Genomic DNA, 14,313 nt, shown 5'->3' on the forward strand with positions numbered 1-14,313 from the left:
GTCGTATTCCGGAATTCGTACACGGAACGATGATCCGCGCGCCGGGATCGGCTCCTAGCAGTTGCCGACCTTCACGGCTCGCCACGGCATTCCGCACGGGTCCTGGGTCGGCCCCTGCGGGCGGACGAATCCCCACAGGGTGCCGTTCTCGCACTTCTGGACCTGGGAGAGGTCCAGGCAGGCGTTGGGGTCGAAGGTCATCGCGCTCGCCTGCGGGGCGTTGACGGTGTTGACGCCCAGCAGCGGTATGGCCATGGCGGCCCCGCCGATGAGCAGGGAGACGGCCTTCGACTTCTTCGACTTCATGAATTGCTGCCTTTCCGTTCGTGCATGAACAGCCGAAAGGCATCGCCCCCCGGCCGGTCGAGAATGGCACGGGCAATTCCGTGAGATCAACAGGGTTCACAGTGGGGCAAGGGTGAGCAAAACGGACATGTGTCCGTGCACCAACTACGGAGCGAAGCGGGCTCGCCGTGGGCGGTGACGCTCCGTTATGTTGTAAATCTCATGGTTTACCGGAGAAGGGGTCAGTCGGTACGCGGACGACGGCGGGCGGCGTAGGCCCGCCAGGCGCCGACCAGGCTGCCGAGCACCAGCAGGGCGATCACCCCGGCCGAGACCAGGAAGGCCGCCGAGCCGGGCTGGTCCGCGCTGGCGGCGGCCGTCACGTAGACGGCGGTGGTCGGGACCACGCCGATCGCGGTGGCGAGCAGGAAGGGGAGGAAGCGGACCCCGGAGAAGGCGGCGCCGTAGTTCCCGGCCTGGAAGGGCAGGCCGGGGAGCAGCCGCAGCACCAGGACGCTGCGGAAGCCCTGGTCGGTGAAGCGCTGGTCGAGGGCGCCCAGCACCTTGCCGCGCAGGTACGGCCTGAGCGCCTCCCGGCCCAGGCCCCGGCCGAGGCCGAAGGCCAGGGCCGCGCCCAGGGTGGTGCCGAGGACGGCGAGCAGCACGCCCTGCTGGATGCCGAGCAGCAGGCCGGCCACGGCGTTCAGCGCGGGGCGCGGGACGAAGGCGAGCGTGCCGACGGCGTAGACCAGGGCGAACAGCGGGGCGAACCAGTAGCCGGGCAGCCGGTCCGCCAGGCCGCCGGAGAGCAGGTCCGTCGGGCTCCACAGCAGCAGCGACCCGGCGCACGCCCCCAGCAGGACCACCAGCAGGCCGAACCGCCACCAGGGCGAGCGGCCCGGGGCCCGCTCGGTGGTCCCCGCGGCCCCTGTGGCCTCGGCGGGTTCGACCGCTTCGGCGGGAGCGGCCGGAGCGGCGGAGTCGGCGGGCGTGGTCAGGGCTGCGGGCACGGGCCGAGCCTAGCCGGTCCCCGCCACGGGCCGGTCCGGGGTGCGCGGGGCGGTCCGCCGGTGGATCGGCCCGCCCGGGGCGTACCACCCCGCCTTCTTCCGGACGGCCGGGCTGCGGTCCCCGGTGCGGGCGGCCGTCAGGGCGTCGGCGGCGCGGGCGTCGGTGTGGACGAACTTGCCGACCAGCTCGGCGGCCCGCGACCGGACCCGGGGGTCCGGGTCGTCGGCGAGGTGGCGGAGGGCGGGTTCGAGGACCAGGCCCGCGCCCGGTGCGCAGGCGTCGTCCTTGCAGCGGTCGCAGGCCAGGGCGTGGAACGCGGCGATCCTGACCTCGGGGTCCGGGTCGTCGGCCATGGTGATCAGCCGGCCCATGGAGTCGGTGTCGACGAGGTGGTCCAGGAGCCGGCAGCAGCCCTCCCGGACGGCCGCGCGGTCGTCGGCCAGGCCGGCCCGGATGGCTTCGAGCGCGTCCGCCCCGCGCCGGAGCAGTTCCCGGTACGCGGCCACGGTGCGTTGTGGGTCGCCCAGGCAGGCGACCAGGGCTTCGTTGTCAGTTCTGACGAATCCGAGCACGGCCCCAGTGTCGGCCCGCAACGCCCGCCCGGGCAAAGGGATTTCGCCCCGGGGAGCGGGTCGGTGGGGTGGCGGCGCGGCGTCCGGGCCGTCGCGCCCGGCGCGGGAATCCCCGTCAGATCGTCGAGAGGTTCTTTCCGGAGGCGTTCTCCGGCGGCAGCCCGGTCACGTTCTCCCCGGCGGAGTTCGGTTCGGCCCGGCGCAGGGCGCCGGCGCTCAGCAGGAGGGCGAGGGCGAGCAGGGTGACCAGGCCGAAGGAGACGGTCAGGGAGGTGGCCTGGGCGAGGGCGCCGATGACGGCGGGGGCGATCAGGCCGGAGGTGTAGGTGACGGTGGCGACGCCCGCGATGGCCTGGCTGGGGTTGCTGCCGATCCGGCCGGCGGCCGCGAAGGCCAGCGGGACGATCACCGCGACGCCGATGCCGATCAGGGCGAAGCCCGGGACGGCCAGCGCCGGGGTGTCGGCGGCCACCACCAGGACGCCGCCCAGGGTGGCGACGGCCCCGCTCAGGCGGCTGGTGCGGACGGCGCCGAGGCGGCGGACCACCGCGTCGCCGGCCAGGCGGCTGACCGCCATGGTGAACGCGAAGGCGGTGTACGAGGCGGCGGCCACGGTGGCCGAGGCGCCGGTGACGTCCTTGAGGTAGACGCCGCTCCAGTCCATCGAGGCGCCCTCGCCGAACACCGCGCAGAAGCCGACCAGGCCGATCACCAGCGAGCTGCGCGGCGGCAGGGCGAAGCGCGGCGGGGCCTCGGACTCCTCGGGGGAGCGGAGGTCGGGCAGTCCGAGGCAGACCGGCTGGGCGAGGGCGAGCAGTACGAGGGCGGTGACGGCCAGCTGGAGCCGGGCGTCCAGGGCGAGGTGGGCGGCCAGGATGCCGAAGCCGGAGGCCACCAGGCCGCCCGCGCTCCACATCCCGTGCAGTCCGGACATGACCGAACGGCCGAGGCGCTGCTCGATCTCCACGCCCTGGGCGTTCATCGCGACGTCCGCCGTGCCGGCCGTGGCGCCGTACACCAGCAGTACCGCGCACAGGGCGGGCAGCGAGGGGGCGAGCGCGGGCAGGGTGAGGGCCAGGCACCAGAGCGAGAGCAGTCCGCGGACCGCCGCCCGGCCGCCGTAGCGGTGGACGACGCGCCCGGCCAGCGGCATCGCGAGGGAGGAGCCGATGGCGGGCATCACCAGGGCGAGGCCGAGCTGCCCGGGGGAGAGGTCCAGGCGGTCCTGGATCCACGGGATGCGGGTGACGAAGGTGCCGCCGACGGCGCCGTGCACGCCGAAGACCAGCGCGATGCTCCGGCGGGCGCGGCGTGGTTCGGAGAGTGGTTCGAGACTGGTGGCGGTCATGCTGCGGTTCCCTCCCGGTCCTGGTGGTCGATAAACTATCAGGAAGGGACCCTGATAGAAACACTCTGGAAGGATGATCCGCCATGACCACCGTGCGTACGGCCACGCCGAGCACCGCCCGGGCCATCAACGACCGGCTGGCGCTCAACCTCCTGCTCGAACAGGGCCCCCTGACCGCGACCGAGCTGCGCGACCTCACCGGCCTCTCCCGGCCGACCGTCGCCGACCTGCTCGACCGCCTCCAGCGCACCGGCCTGGTCGCCGTCGTCGGCGAACGCGGCGAACAGCGGCGCGGCCCCAATGCGAGGCTCTACGCGCTGGTCGCCTCCCGCGCCCACATCGCCGCCTTCGACGTCCGCGAGGGCGGCGTCAGCCTGGTCGTCGCCGACCTCGCCGGGCGCACCCTCGGCACCGCCGAGATCCCCGTCGAGGCCGACGGGCCCCAGGACACCGCCGCGGCGATCGTCCGCACCCTGCGGGAGACCGCGCGCGGCGCCGGCGTCGAGCGGCTGCACACCGTCGCCGTCGGCGCCCCCGGCCTGGTCGACCCCGCCACCGGCCGGCTGCACAGCACCGGCCAGCTCCCCCGCTGGCATGCCGAACTCCTCGCCGCGCTGCGGGAGTTGCCCGACACCGAGGTGATCCTGGAGAACGAGGTCAACCTGGCCGGCCGGGCCGAGTACCGGGTCGGCGCCGCCCGCGACCGCGACACCTTCGTGCTGATGTGGCTCGGCCACAGCGTCGGCGCCGCCGTCATCCTCGACGGGCGGCTGCGCCGCGGCTTCTCCGGCGGCACCGGCGAGATCTGCTTCCTGCCCGTCCCCGGCGCCACCGGACTGCCCAGCGCCGACAGCTGCGAGGGCGGCTTCCACGGCCTGGTCGGCAGCGCCGCCCTGTGCGCGCTGGCCCGCGCCCACGGGCTGCCCGTCGGCCCGGCCGACGACGCGGCCGCCGCCGAAGCCGTCGTGCGCGCCGCCCTGGCCGGCGGGGACGCGGGTGCGGCCTTCCTGGACGAGCTGGCCGAACGGATCGCGCTCGGCGCGGCCAGCGTCTGCGTGGTGCTCGACCCCGGCTGCGTGGTGCTCGGCGGCGAGATCGGCCGGGCCGGCGGCGCCGAACTGGCCCGCCGGGTGGAGCGCTGCCTCGCCCGGCTCTCCCCGCTGCGCACCGAGGTGCGGGCCGGTACGGCGGGCGGCGGCGCCGTCCTCGCCGGGGCGGTGCTCACCGCCGGGGACGCCGTACGGCGGGACCTCTTCGGCGAGCTGTAGGGGGTGTCCTGTGGATCAGGCCGGGACCGCGCTGATCCACAAGACACTTCCTGGGCCTGTTTTCCGTCCGCGTCCCCGGTACGGCAGGATGGCCGCCGGGGGGCGCGAAACCCGCCGGGGGGCGCGTACCCCGTAGCTCGAACCACCGTCAGGAGTCGTACATGGGCCAGCCCGAGGTGCCGGTCAACCCGTACCGGATCGGCGAGGCGGCCGCGCTGCTCGGTGTCAGCGCGGACACCATGCGGCGTTGGGTGGACGCCGGGAGGGTCGCCGCGGTGCGGGACGAGCACGGGCACCGGATCATCCCCGGCGCCGAACTCGCCGCCTTCGCGCGGGAGCTGGCCCGGCCGGAGAACGCCGAGGCCGAGGGGCGCCCCTCCTCGGCGCGCAACCGCTTCCCCGGGATCGTCACCGAGGTGCGGCTCGGCGACGTGGCCGCCCAGGTGGAGGTGCAGGCCGGGCCGTTCCGGGTGGTGTCGCTGATCAGCCGGGACGCGGCGGAGGAGCTGAACCTGGTCCCGGGCGCACCCGCGACTGCCGTCATCAAGTCGACCAATGTGATGATCGAACGGCGCTAGTGCCGGTCTGCTGAACGAGAGGCCCGGATGAACCACCCGAACCTGCCGACCACCCAGGCCGCCGTCCTGGCGATCGAGGCGCTCGCCGCCCGCCACGGCCGCACCGTCCGCGCCCAGCACGACATCGGCAGCGACCGGACCTTCGCCGGGCTGGTCGGCCAGGACGACGAACCGGGCGCCATCCCGCACGAGGCCCTGCTGGAGTTCGACGGCAGCCCGCACACCGCCGTCCGGCTGTTCACCCACGACGAGGCCGCCGTCACCGTGGAGGGCATCGCCTTCGACGTCCCGCGCGACAGCGTCCCGGCCTTCCTGAACTCGGTCTGGTCCGGCCTGGTGCACGTCAAGGTCCGCACCTTCCCGCCGTCCAGCACGCTGATCGTCACCGTCCCCGGGGAGTCCGGCTACCGCGAGGCCCTCGGCGTCCACGACCTCACCCCCTGGCTTTCTGGAAAGATCCGATGAGCATCCCCGCCGCCTCCGCCTCCGCCTCCGCCTCCGCCTCCGCCGCCGCCGTTCCCGCCCCCGCCGACCGCCGCTCGGTCCTCGCCGTCGCCCACCGCGGCGACCCGTACCGCCACCGCGAGAACACCCTGCCCTCGGTGGAGTCCGCGCTCGCCGCCGGCGCCGACGCCGTCGAGGTGGACGTCCAGCTCACCCGCGACCGGGTGCCCGTGCTGCTGCACGACACCACCCTCGAACGCCTCTGGGGCGACCCGCGCTCGATCGGCCGGGTCACCACCGAACAGCTCGCCGAGCTGCGCCAGGGCGACCTGGCCGTCCCCACCCTCGCCGAGGCGATCAAGGCCGTCGCCGCGGCCGACGGCCCCCGGCTGCTCATCGACCTCGACGAGCCCGGCCCGGCCGCCGCCACCTGGTCCGTCGTCACCGGACAGGGCGCCGAGGACCTGGTCGCCTTCTGCGGGCCCGCCACCGCGATGCTCGCCGTCCGCGCACTCAGCCCCGACGCCGAGATCGCGCTCACCTGGAAGCAGCCGCGGATGCCCGCCCCCGCGCTGCTGCGCGACCTGCGCCCGCGTTTCCTCAACCCGCCGTTCGGCCTGGTCACCCCCGACTTCGTCCGGGCCGCCGCCGACGAGGGGCTCGCCGTCTCCACCTGGACCGCCGACCTGCGCCGCACCATGCGCCGACTGCGCGACACCGGGGCCGCCTCCATCACCACCAACCGGATCTCCGTACTGCGCTCGGTCCTGGACGCCCGCCGGTGACGGTGCCCGGCCCCCGGGTGCTCGGCCCCCGGGCCCTGGGCCGCGCCCTGCTGGCCCGCCAGCACCTGCTCGCCCGCACCGACCGGACACCCGCCGAGGTCGTCCACCACCTCGTCGGACTCCAGGCCCAGGCCGTACCGCAGCCGCCCTACCTCGGGCTGCTCTCCCGGCTCGACGACTTCACCCCGGACGGGCTGAGCGACCTGATCGACCGGCGGGCCGCCGTCCGGATCGCGCTCCAGCGCGGCACCATCCACCTGGTCACCGCCCAGGACTGCCTGACCCTGCGCCCGCTGCTCCAGGCCGTCCTCGACCAGGCGCTGCAGACCACCTACGGCCGACGGCTCGCCGGGCTCGACCGGGCCGCGCTCGCCGCCGAGGCCCGCACGCTGGTCGAGCGGGAGCCGCGCACCTTCCAGCAGCTCGGCACGCTGCTGGCCGCCACCCGCCCGGACCGCGACCCGGCCGCGCTGGCCCAGGCCGCGCGCTGCCTGCTGCCGCTGGTCCAGGTGCCGCCGCGCGGGCTGTGGGGGCGCAGCGGCCCGGCCGCCCACACCACTGCCGAGGCCTGGCTCGGCCGCCCGCTGGACCCGGTGCCGTCGCCGTCGCGGGATGAGCCGGACCGGCTGGACGGGCTGGTGCTGCGCTACCTGGCCGCCTTCGGCCCGGCGAGCGCGGCGGACCTGCGGAAGTGGTCCGGCCTCGGCGGCCTCGGCCCGGTGCTGCGGCGGCTCGCGCCGCAGCTGCTCACCTTCCGGGACGAGCGGGACCGGGTGCTGTACGACCTGCCCGGGGCGCCCCGGCCGGACCCGGACGTCCCGGCGCCGGTGCGGCTGGTCGCGCCCTTCGACAACCTGCTGCTCTCGCACGCCGACCGGAGCCGGGTGCTGCCGGAGCGGTACAAGGACCGGGTGATGACCCGGAACGGCCTGGTGCTCGGCACCCTGCTGGTGGACGGGCTGGTCGCCGGGACGTGGCGGTACGCGGGGCCGGCGGAGGGCGTGGTCGTCGAGCCGTTCGTCCGGCTGGCGCGGGCGGACCGCGCGGCGGCGGAGGCCGAGGCGGAGCGGGTGCTGGCCTTCGCGGGCGCGGGCGGTGGCCCGCGTGGAGCGGTGCGGATCGAGGCGGCCGGCGGGGCGTAGAACGGGCGGATCGTCAGATTCTCTGCTGAGCTGGGTCGGGTCCGGACTCGTCGCCGCCGGACCCGATGACGATCCCGGCGGAGGTGGCCGTGTCCGTGGAGCGCCCGTCCGGTGGCCCGCCCGCTGGTCCGTCCGCTGGGCCGTCCGGTGGCCCGCCCGACCACCGCAGGCCGTACCTGATGCTGCCGCCCGCCGTGCGGCAAGCGGCCGCCTGGTCGGTGGCGGTGATCCTGCTGATCACCGTGGGCTCGCTGGTGGTGTTCGCGCTGGTCGAGCTGCGGGCCGCGACCGTGCCGTTCGTCCTGGCGCTGCTGGGGGCCTCGCTGCTGTACCCGGTGGTGCCCTGGATGGTCCGGCGGGGCGTCAGCCGGGGCCTGGCGGCCGGGCTGACCTGCGTGCTGCTGGTCGCGGCGGTGGCCGGGGTGATCGTCCTGCTGGTCAACTCCCTGGTGCACAGCGCCCCGCAGATCGCCGGCTCGCTCCCGGCGGCGGGCCGCCGACTGGCCGAGTGGCTGGGGCCGTTCGGGGCGAAGGTCGAGCACGCGCTGGCCAACGCCAAGGGGGAGACCAACTCGCTGGTCTCGACGCTGACCAACGGCGTGCTGTCCGGCCTCGGCCTGCTCACCCAGTTGATCACCGGCGCGGTGCTGGCCCTGGCCCTGGTGTTCTTCTTCCTGCGGGACGGCCACCGCACCGGCGACAGCATCCGCGCCCACCTACCCGGGCGCGGCGCCGAGACGGTGGTGGCCTGCGCCGAGCGGGCCTTCGAGGCGATGGCCGGCTTCATGCGCGGCACCACCCTGATCGCCCTGATCGACGCGGGCTTCATCACCGTCGGCCTGCTCGCCCTGGGCGTCCCCGGCGCCCCGGGCCTGGGCGCGCTGGTCTTCATGGGGGCGTACATCCCCTTCGTGGGCGCCTTCCTGTCCGGCACCGTCGCGGTGCTGGTGGCCCTCGCCGACGGCGGCCTGGGCACGGCGCTGTGGGCGCTCGGGGTGGTGCTGACGGTGCAGATGATCGAGGGCAACATCCTCCAGCCGATCATCCAGAGCCGGACGGTCGAGCTGCACCCGGCGACCATCATGGTCGCCGTGGTGGCCGGCTCCGGCATCGCGGGCATCCTCGGCGCCCTGCTGGCGGTGCCGGTCTGCGCGGCGGGGATGGGCGTGATCTCGGTGCTGCGGGGGCTGGGCAGCGATCCGGGGTGAAATCGGTTGCCCGGGGCGGGACGGGCGTGCGAGCATCGCTAACGCGACAAAGGTCGCGATAGTTTGAGAGGGGCGCGGGTGGAACTGATCGATGTGGCCGAGGCGGGGGACGGGCCGTACGGGATCACGGTGGGGCCCGACGGCGGGGTGTGGTTCACGCTCATCCGCGCCGGGGAGATCGGGCGGCTGGCGCCGGACGGCTCGGTGCGACGGTTCGGGCTCGGCGCGCCGCGCTGCGCGCCGTCGGTGATCACCGCCGGCCCGGACGGCGCGCTCTGGTACGCCGAGATGAACACCGGCCGGATCGGCCGGATCACGGTGGACGGCGAGGTCTCCTCCTTCGCGCTGTCGGCGATCGGCGTCGGGCCGGGCGGGATCGTCACCGGGCCGGACGGGGCGCTCTGGTTCACCGAGGTGAACGCCGACGTGGTCGGACGGATCACCGTGGACGGGGAGGTGACGGAGTACCCGCTGCCCGTGGAGGGGGCGATGCCGGCGCACATCACCGCCGGGCCGGACGGCGCGCTGTGGTGCGCGCTCAACCAGGCCGCCGCGATCGCCCGGGTGAGCACCGACGGCGACGTGACCGTCCACCGGCTGCCCACCGCGGGCACCGCGCCGGTCGGGATCACCGCCGGCGCGGACGGCGCGCTCTGGTACGTCGGGATCGGCGGCGGACTGGTCGGGCGGATCACCGTGGACGGGGAGGTGACGGAGTACCCGCTGGCCGACCGGGGCGCCAGGCCGCACGCGATCACCGCCGGCCCGGACGGGCGGCTCTGGTTCACCGAGTGGGCCGCCGGCCGGATCGGCGTGCTCACCCCCGACGGGCGGCTGGACGGCCACGCCATCCCCGGCCGGGGCGCCGAGCCGCACGGGATCGCCGTCGACCCGGACGGCACGGTGTACGCGGCGCTGGAGCGCGGACAGCTCGCCCGGCTGAGGGGCTGAGGGGCTGAGGGGCTGAGGGGCTGAGGGGCTGAATCCGCCCGGGTCCCGCCCGGGTCCCGCCCGGGTCCCGGGCCGGTCCCGGTCGGGAGGTCCCGGCCACGGCCGGGAACTCGGGCCCAGCGGCCCCGGGCGGGCGGGCCCAACGGCCCTGGGGTGCACGGGGCGTGCGTTCGGATCATGGATCGCCATCCATTCGCACGACGTTCCGAAGGAGCGCGTCCTTGAGCGCCACCCAGGCACAGGGCGACCCGACCCCACCGCCAACGCCCCTGTCGGCAGGGCCGGTTCGGCCCCGCCGACCCGGCTCGGCCGTGGTCAGGCTGCTGACCACCACCGACCACAAGACGATCGGCACCATGTACCTGGTGTCCTCGTTCGCGTTCTTCCTGATCGGCGGCATCCTCGCGCTGGTCATGCGCGCCGAACTCGCCCGGCCCGGAACGCAGATCCTCTCCAACGAGCAGTTCAACCAGGCCTTCACCATGCACGGCTCGGTGATGCTGCTGCTGTTCGCGATGCCGCTGTTCACCGGCTTCGCGAACTGGATCATGCCGCTGCAACTCGGCGCCCCCGACGTGGCGTTCCCGCGCCTGAACATGCTCTCCTACTGGCTGTTCATGTTCGGCTCGCTGATCGCCGCCGCGGGCTTCGCCACCCCGCAGGGGGCCGCCGACTTCGGCTGGTTCCTCTACGCGCCGCTCTCCGACGCCGTCCACTCGCCGGGCGTCGGCTCGGACATGTGGATCATGGGCGTGACGCTGTCCGGCTTCGGCAGCATCTTCGGTGCCGTCAACTTCATCACCACGATCATCTGCATGCGCGCGCCCGGCCTGACCATGTTCCGGATGTCGATCTTCTGCTGGAACGTGCTGCTCACCTCGGTGCTGGTGCTGCTGGTCTTCCCGGTGCTGGCCGCCGCACTGCTCGCGCTGGAGTGCGACCGCAAGTTCGGCTCGCACGTCTTCGACCCAACCAACGGCGGGGCGATGCTGTGGCAGCACCTGTTCTGGTTCTTCGGGCATCCCGAGGTGTACATCCTGGCGCTGCCCTTCTTCGGGATCGTCTCCGAGGTCATCCCGGTGTTCAGCCGCAAGCCGATGTTCGGCTACTCCGGCCTGATCGCGGCCACCATCGCGATCGCCGGGCTCTCGGTCACGGTGTGGGCGCACCACATGTACGTCACCGGGCAGGTGCTGCTGCCGTTCTTCTCCTTCATGACCTTCCTGATCGCGGTCCCGACCGGTGTGAAGTTCTTCAACTGGGTCGGCACCATGTGGAAGGGCTCGCTGAGCTTCGAGACGCCGATGCTCTGGACGGTCGGCTTCCTGGTCACCTTCCTGTTCGGCGGGCTGACGGGCGTGCTGCTCGCCGCCCCGCCGATCGACTTCCACGTCTCCGACTCGTACTTCGTCGTCGCCCACTTCCACTACACGCTGTTCGGCACGGTGGTGTACGCGATGTTCGCCGGCTTCCACTTCTGGTGGCCCAAGATGACGGGCAAGAAGCTCGACGAGCGGCTCGGCCGGATCACCTTCTGGACGCTCACCGTCGGCTTCCACGCGACCTTCCTGGTGCAGCACTGGCTCGGCGCCGAGGGCATGCCGCGCCGCTACGCCGACTACCTGGCCTCGGACGGGTTCACCACCCTGAACACCGTCTCGACCATCGGGTCGTTCCTGCTCGGCCTGTCGATCCTGCCGTTCCTCTACAACGTCTGGAAGACCGCCAAGTACGGCGAGAAGGTCACCTCGGACGACCCGTGGGGCTGGGGCCGCTCGCTGGAGTGGGCCACCTCCTGCCCGCCGCCCCGGCACAACTTCGTCAAGCTGCCCCGGATCCGCTCCGAATCCCCCGCCTTCGACCTCCACCACCCGGACATCGCGGCCCGGGACGTCCTGGTGCACAGCGGGAAGCCGGCGACGCACCTGGGCGACGTGGAGCCGGTGAAGTACGACCGGCCGCTGAGCCGGGCGGAACGGGCCCGGGCCTCGTCCCTCGACGGCTGAGGCCCGGTCCACAGGGCACTCCCAGCTCCCCCGAACGCCGTCCCCGCCCGCGTCGCTGCCCCCGGGCGGGCGGGGACGGCTCCTCCTCCCACCCTCCGTCACTCCCCTTGCGACACCGGAAGGCCGGCCATGACCCACACCGTCCTCGCCATCGGCACCGCCGCGCTCACCGCGAGCGGCTGCGTCTGGTACCTGCCCGCCATCGCCGACCTCCAGGCCGGCGCCGACCGGCCCCGCTCCACCCGCACCGCGGCGGCCGCCTGCGTGCTCTGGTGGGCCGCGCTCGCGCTGGCCGGCGGACTGCTGCTCGCCTGGCCCGACTGGCGCCCCGCCGCCCAGGTCGCCCTCGCCGGGCTGGTCGGCGGCACGGTCCTACGGGTGCGGGCGCTGCGGGACCGGCGCGGGGAGCGGCGGGAGACCGCGGCCCACTGGGCGGCGCTCGACGCCGGGCCGGTGCCGCGGGGCGGCCGCCCGTCGGCCGTCGCCCTGGCGGGCTGGCTGCTGGTGGGCACCGCCGTGGCCGTGCCGGCCGCGGTGTCGATCCTGCTCACCGACGGCGGCGGGTCGGCCGCGAAGGCGGCCCTCGCGGCGGTCGGCGGGGCGGGCGTGGCGCTGGCCTTCCTGCTGGTGGGCCTGGGGAACGCCCGGCGGCAGGGCCGCTGAGCGGTCGTCCGCCGGGAGCGCTGAGCGGTCGTCGGGACCGCGCTGCCGACGACGGCGTCCGGCCCGTGCCGGAAGGGGGCGGCACGGGCCGGACGGGTCCGGTGGGATCAGTACATGGTCGGGATGTACTTGTAGCAGGGCTGGGTGTTGCTGTAGATCATGATGTCGCCGGTGATCCTGCCCACGATGCCGTCCGGGACGACGCTCGGGTTGCTGTGGCTCTGGACCGTCTGGTAGCGGACCACCAGGGCCTTGGTCTTCGGGCCCCAGATGCCGTCCTCCTGCACCCGGGCGCCCGAGTCGCCCACGACGTTGGCGACCCAGTCGTTGAGGATCGTCTGCACGCAGTGGACGGAGTTGTAGCCGTTCGGGTAGCCGTCGCCGATGTAGGAGGCGCCGGTCGAGGCCTGGGCCGGGGCGGCCAGGGCGAGGGTCACGGCCGCGGTGGCGAGGGCCAGGGTGGTCCTGAGGGCGAGCTTCGTCCGCATCACGGGGTTCCTTCTCCGATCGGCCCGGTACGGAGTCCGGGCGGGCGGTCATCAGCCAAACAGCGGGCCGGACGTCCCACCAGCGCGGGACGTCCCGGGACGGCGGAGGGACGGGGGACGGAGCCGAGGACGGTGACGGTGACGGGCGAATGGGGCCGTTGGGCCCTGGGCCGCCGCGGGGCGGCGGGGGATGATGCGGTGGGCCCCGCCGGGAGTGTGCGGGGGTGACGAAGGTGGAAACCGCGTGATGGCGACCGAGGTGGAGGGCGTCGGGGCTTCGGCGCCGGTCCGGGTGTTCCTGCTGGACGACCACGAGGTGGTGCGCCGCGGGGTGCACGACCTGCTGGACGGCGAGCCGGACCTGGAGGTCGTCGGGGAGGCCGCGACGGCCGAGCAGGCCCTCGTCCGGGTGCCCGCGCTGCGGCCCGACGTGGCGGTGCTGGACGTCCGGCTCGGGGACGGCGACGGGGTCTCCGTCTGCCGTGAACTGCGGTCGCGGATGCCCGACCTGGCCTGTCTGATGCTGACCTCCTTCGACGACGAGGAGGCGCTGCTGGACGCCGTGATGGCGGGCGCCGCCGGGTACGTGTTGAAGCAGATCAGCGGCACCGACCTGGTCGCCGCCGTCCGTACCGTGGCCTCCGGCCGGTCGATGCTCGACCCCGGCGCGGCGACCCGGCTGCTGAACCGGCTGCGCAGCGACGCCGAGCCCGCCCGGCCGGTGACCGCCGGACCGGCGCTGACGGCGCGCGAGCAGGAGGTGCTGGCGCTGATCGGGGAGGGCCTGACCAACCGGCAGATCGGTGAGCGGCTCTACCTCGCGGAGAAGACGGTGAAGAACCACGTGTCCCGGCTGCTGGCCAAGCTCGGGGTGGAGCGGCGGGTGCAGGCGGCGTTGATCGCCACCGAGCTGCGGCAGTCGGCCGCCGCGCCGTCCTCGCCGCTGCGCTACGGCCGGGGTTGACGACCCGCCCCGGGGCTGACGACCCGCCCGGGCGGGCCCCTCGGCGGGACCATCGGCCCTCGTGACCGGGCCCGGCCCCGGGTGAGCATCGCTCGCATGAACCGAGATCACGTCCCGTCCCCCCGGCCCGCGCCGTCCGACCCCGTCCACCGCTCGAACCCGTCCGGCCCCCGCGAGCTCGACCGGAGGCGGGCGCTGCAGCTGCTGGGCCGGGCCCCCGTCGGGCGGGTCGTCTACACCGTCGACGCCCTCCCGGCCGTCCTGCCGGTGACCTTCCGGTTGGCGCCCGGCGGCGTGCTGGTCTCCGCGCCCGCCGACTCCGAGCTGGCCCGGGCGGTGGACGGCGCGGTGATCGCCTTCGAGGCCGACGAGGTGGACGGCCGGGACGGCTCCGGCTGGTTCGTCACCGTCCTCGGCCGTGCCCAGGTCCGCCCGGGGACGGCGACCGCCCCGGACGTGGTCCGGATCCGGATCCGGCCGGAACTGGTGATCGGCCGCTGTTTGCTCTAGGGCCTGTCCGGCGGATCTTGGCAGATCAGCGCGCGGCGTTGGGCGCCCGGCTGGGCGTGCGCCCGAGTCGGCCTCGTACTGGACGTACTT

General features: G+C 74.5%; 16 protein-coding genes. 11 read left to right on the top strand and 5 right to left on the bottom strand.

The features are described from left to right. Nucleotides 1-54: 54 nt before the first annotated feature. The 4 genes from ACFY2K_RS27535 to ACFY2K_RS27550 form a co-directional block, all read right to left on the bottom strand. The gene (locus ACFY2K_RS27535; protein ID WP_375886557.1) at nucleotides 55-306 is read right to left on the bottom strand and encodes a hypothetical protein; all 252 of its coding nucleotides are present in this window, start codon (nucleotides 304-306) and stop codon (nucleotides 55-57) included. Between the two features lie 221 nt (nucleotides 307-527). Further along, nucleotides 528-1,295, bottom strand: a complete 768-nt coding sequence (locus ACFY2K_RS27540) for a TVP38/TMEM64 family protein (protein WP_380594489.1) — start codon at nucleotides 1,293-1,295, stop codon at nucleotides 528-530. 9 nt (nucleotides 1,296-1,304) lie between these two features. After that, nucleotides 1,305-1,868 (bottom strand): HEAT repeat domain-containing protein, encoded by a 564-nt coding sequence (locus ACFY2K_RS27545; protein WP_380402986.1) that lies wholly within the window; start codon nucleotides 1,866-1,868, stop codon nucleotides 1,305-1,307. Between the two features lie 115 nt (nucleotides 1,869-1,983). Further along, entirely contained in the window at nucleotides 1,984-3,216 is a 1,233-nt protein-coding gene (locus ACFY2K_RS27550; RefSeq protein ID WP_387714897.1) for an MFS transporter, read from the bottom strand. 83 nt (nucleotides 3,217-3,299) lie between these two features. Here ACFY2K_RS27550 and ACFY2K_RS27555 point away from each other — a divergent pair, with 83 nt between their 5' ends. The 9 genes from ACFY2K_RS27555 (at nucleotide 3,300) to ACFY2K_RS27595 (ending at nucleotide 12,261) form a co-directional block, all read left to right on the top strand. Then, entirely contained in the window at nucleotides 3,300-4,484 is a 1,185-nt protein-coding gene (locus ACFY2K_RS27555) for an ROK family transcriptional regulator (protein WP_380524393.1), read from the top strand. Between the two features lie 161 nt (nucleotides 4,485-4,645). Beyond that, nucleotides 4,646-5,062, top strand: coding sequence for a molybdopterin-binding protein (locus ACFY2K_RS27560; RefSeq protein ID WP_375886570.1), 417 nt, complete (start codon nucleotides 4,646-4,648; stop codon nucleotides 5,060-5,062). Between the two features lie 27 nt (nucleotides 5,063-5,089). Beyond that, nucleotides 5,090-5,527 carry a hypothetical protein gene (locus ACFY2K_RS27565; protein ID WP_380594493.1) on the top strand — a complete coding sequence of 146 codons (438 nt, stop codon included), beginning with the start codon at nucleotides 5,090-5,092 and terminating at the stop codon, nucleotides 5,525-5,527. Next, nucleotides 5,524-6,291: a glycerophosphodiester phosphodiesterase gene (locus ACFY2K_RS27570; RefSeq protein WP_387714902.1), complete on the top strand. Its 768-nt coding sequence runs from the start codon at nucleotides 5,524-5,526 to the stop codon at nucleotides 6,289-6,291. The genes ACFY2K_RS27565 and ACFY2K_RS27570 overlap by 4 nt, the downstream gene beginning before the upstream one ends. After that, nucleotides 6,288-7,433, top strand: coding sequence for a winged helix DNA-binding domain-containing protein (locus ACFY2K_RS27575; protein ID WP_387714905.1), 1,146 nt, complete (start codon nucleotides 6,288-6,290; stop codon nucleotides 7,431-7,433). Before ACFY2K_RS27570 ends, ACFY2K_RS27575 begins: the two co-directional genes overlap by 4 nt. 179 nt (nucleotides 7,434-7,612) lie before the next feature. After that, nucleotides 7,613-8,641: an AI-2E family transporter gene (locus ACFY2K_RS27580; protein WP_375886578.1), complete on the top strand. Its 1,029-nt coding sequence runs from the start codon at nucleotides 7,613-7,615 to the stop codon at nucleotides 8,639-8,641. A gap of 78 nt (nucleotides 8,642-8,719) precedes the next feature. Next, nucleotides 8,720-9,592: a virginiamycin B lyase gene (locus ACFY2K_RS27585; protein WP_387714908.1), complete on the top strand. Its 873-nt coding sequence runs from the start codon at nucleotides 8,720-8,722 to the stop codon at nucleotides 9,590-9,592. 356 nt (nucleotides 9,593-9,948) lie between these two features. Next, a complete protein-coding gene (gene ctaD / locus ACFY2K_RS27590) occupies nucleotides 9,949-11,598 on the top strand; it encodes a cytochrome c oxidase subunit I (RefSeq protein WP_387714922.1) in 1,650 nt (549 codons plus the stop codon). Nucleotides 11,599-11,727: 129 nt separating this feature from the next. Then, nucleotides 11,728-12,261, top strand: a complete 534-nt coding sequence (locus ACFY2K_RS27595) for a hypothetical protein (protein ID WP_380524381.1) — start codon at nucleotides 11,728-11,730, stop codon at nucleotides 12,259-12,261. Nucleotides 12,262-12,368: 107 nt separating this feature from the next. Here the strand turns inward: ACFY2K_RS27595 and ACFY2K_RS27600 are convergent, their stop codons facing one another. Then, on the bottom strand, nucleotides 12,369-12,749 hold the full coding sequence (locus ACFY2K_RS27600) for a peptidoglycan-binding protein (RefSeq protein WP_375886585.1): 381 nt from the start codon (nucleotides 12,747-12,749) through the stop codon (nucleotides 12,369-12,371). A 247-nt stretch (nucleotides 12,750-12,996) separates the two neighbouring features. On the opposite strand from ACFY2K_RS27600, the gene ACFY2K_RS27605 reads away from it, so the two are divergent. Together ACFY2K_RS27605 and ACFY2K_RS27610 are read left to right on the top strand one after the other, a co-directional pair. Then, complete coding sequence (locus ACFY2K_RS27605; RefSeq protein ID WP_375886588.1) at nucleotides 12,997-13,713, top strand: response regulator; 717 nt, start codon at nucleotides 12,997-12,999, stop codon at nucleotides 13,711-13,713. 96 nt (nucleotides 13,714-13,809) lie between these two features. Next, complete coding sequence (locus ACFY2K_RS27610) at nucleotides 13,810-14,223, top strand: pyridoxamine 5'-phosphate oxidase family protein (RefSeq protein WP_380594501.1); 414 nt, start codon at nucleotides 13,810-13,812, stop codon at nucleotides 14,221-14,223. The last annotated feature ends 90 nt before the right edge of the window (nucleotides 14,224-14,313 follow it).

Origin of the sequence: Kitasatospora sp. NPDC001309 (assembly GCF_042896295.1) — a bacterium.
Taxonomy (GTDB): Bacteria; Actinomycetota; Actinomycetes; order Streptomycetales; family Streptomycetaceae; genus Kitasatospora.

Coding starts and splice junctions, on each gene's coding strand:
- ctaD (WP_387714922.1), top strand. CDS start 9,949: ATGTACCTGGTGTCCTCGTTCGCGTTCTTCCTGATCGGCGGCATCCTC.
- ACFY2K_RS27580 (WP_375886578.1), top strand. CDS start 7,613: ATGCTGCCGCCCGCCGTGCGGCAAGCGGCCGCCTGGTCGGTGGCGGTG.
- ACFY2K_RS27560 (WP_375886570.1), top strand. CDS start 4,646: ATGGGCCAGCCCGAGGTGCCGGTCAACCCGTACCGGATCGGCGAGGCG.
- ACFY2K_RS27610 (WP_380594501.1), top strand. CDS start 13,810: ATGAACCGAGATCACGTCCCGTCCCCCCGGCCCGCGCCGTCCGACCCC.
- ACFY2K_RS27550 (WP_387714897.1), bottom strand. CDS start 3,216: ATGACCGCCACCAGTCTCGAACCACTCTCCGAACCACGCCGCGCCCGC.
- ACFY2K_RS27565 (WP_380594493.1), top strand. CDS start 5,090: ATGAACCACCCGAACCTGCCGACCACCCAGGCCGCCGTCCTGGCGATC.
- ACFY2K_RS27595 (WP_380524381.1), top strand. CDS start 11,728: ATGACCCACACCGTCCTCGCCATCGGCACCGCCGCGCTCACCGCGAGC.
- ACFY2K_RS27600 (WP_375886585.1), bottom strand. CDS start 12,749: ATGCGGACGAAGCTCGCCCTCAGGACCACCCTGGCCCTCGCCACCGCG.
- ACFY2K_RS27570 (WP_387714902.1), top strand. CDS start 5,524: ATGAGCATCCCCGCCGCCTCCGCCTCCGCCTCCGCCTCCGCCTCCGCC.
- ACFY2K_RS27555 (WP_380524393.1), top strand. CDS start 3,300: ATGACCACCGTGCGTACGGCCACGCCGAGCACCGCCCGGGCCATCAAC.
- ACFY2K_RS27605 (WP_375886588.1), top strand. CDS start 12,997: ATGGCGACCGAGGTGGAGGGCGTCGGGGCTTCGGCGCCGGTCCGGGTG.
- ACFY2K_RS27535 (WP_375886557.1), bottom strand. CDS start 306: ATGAAGTCGAAGAAGTCGAAGGCCGTCTCCCTGCTCATCGGCGGGGCC.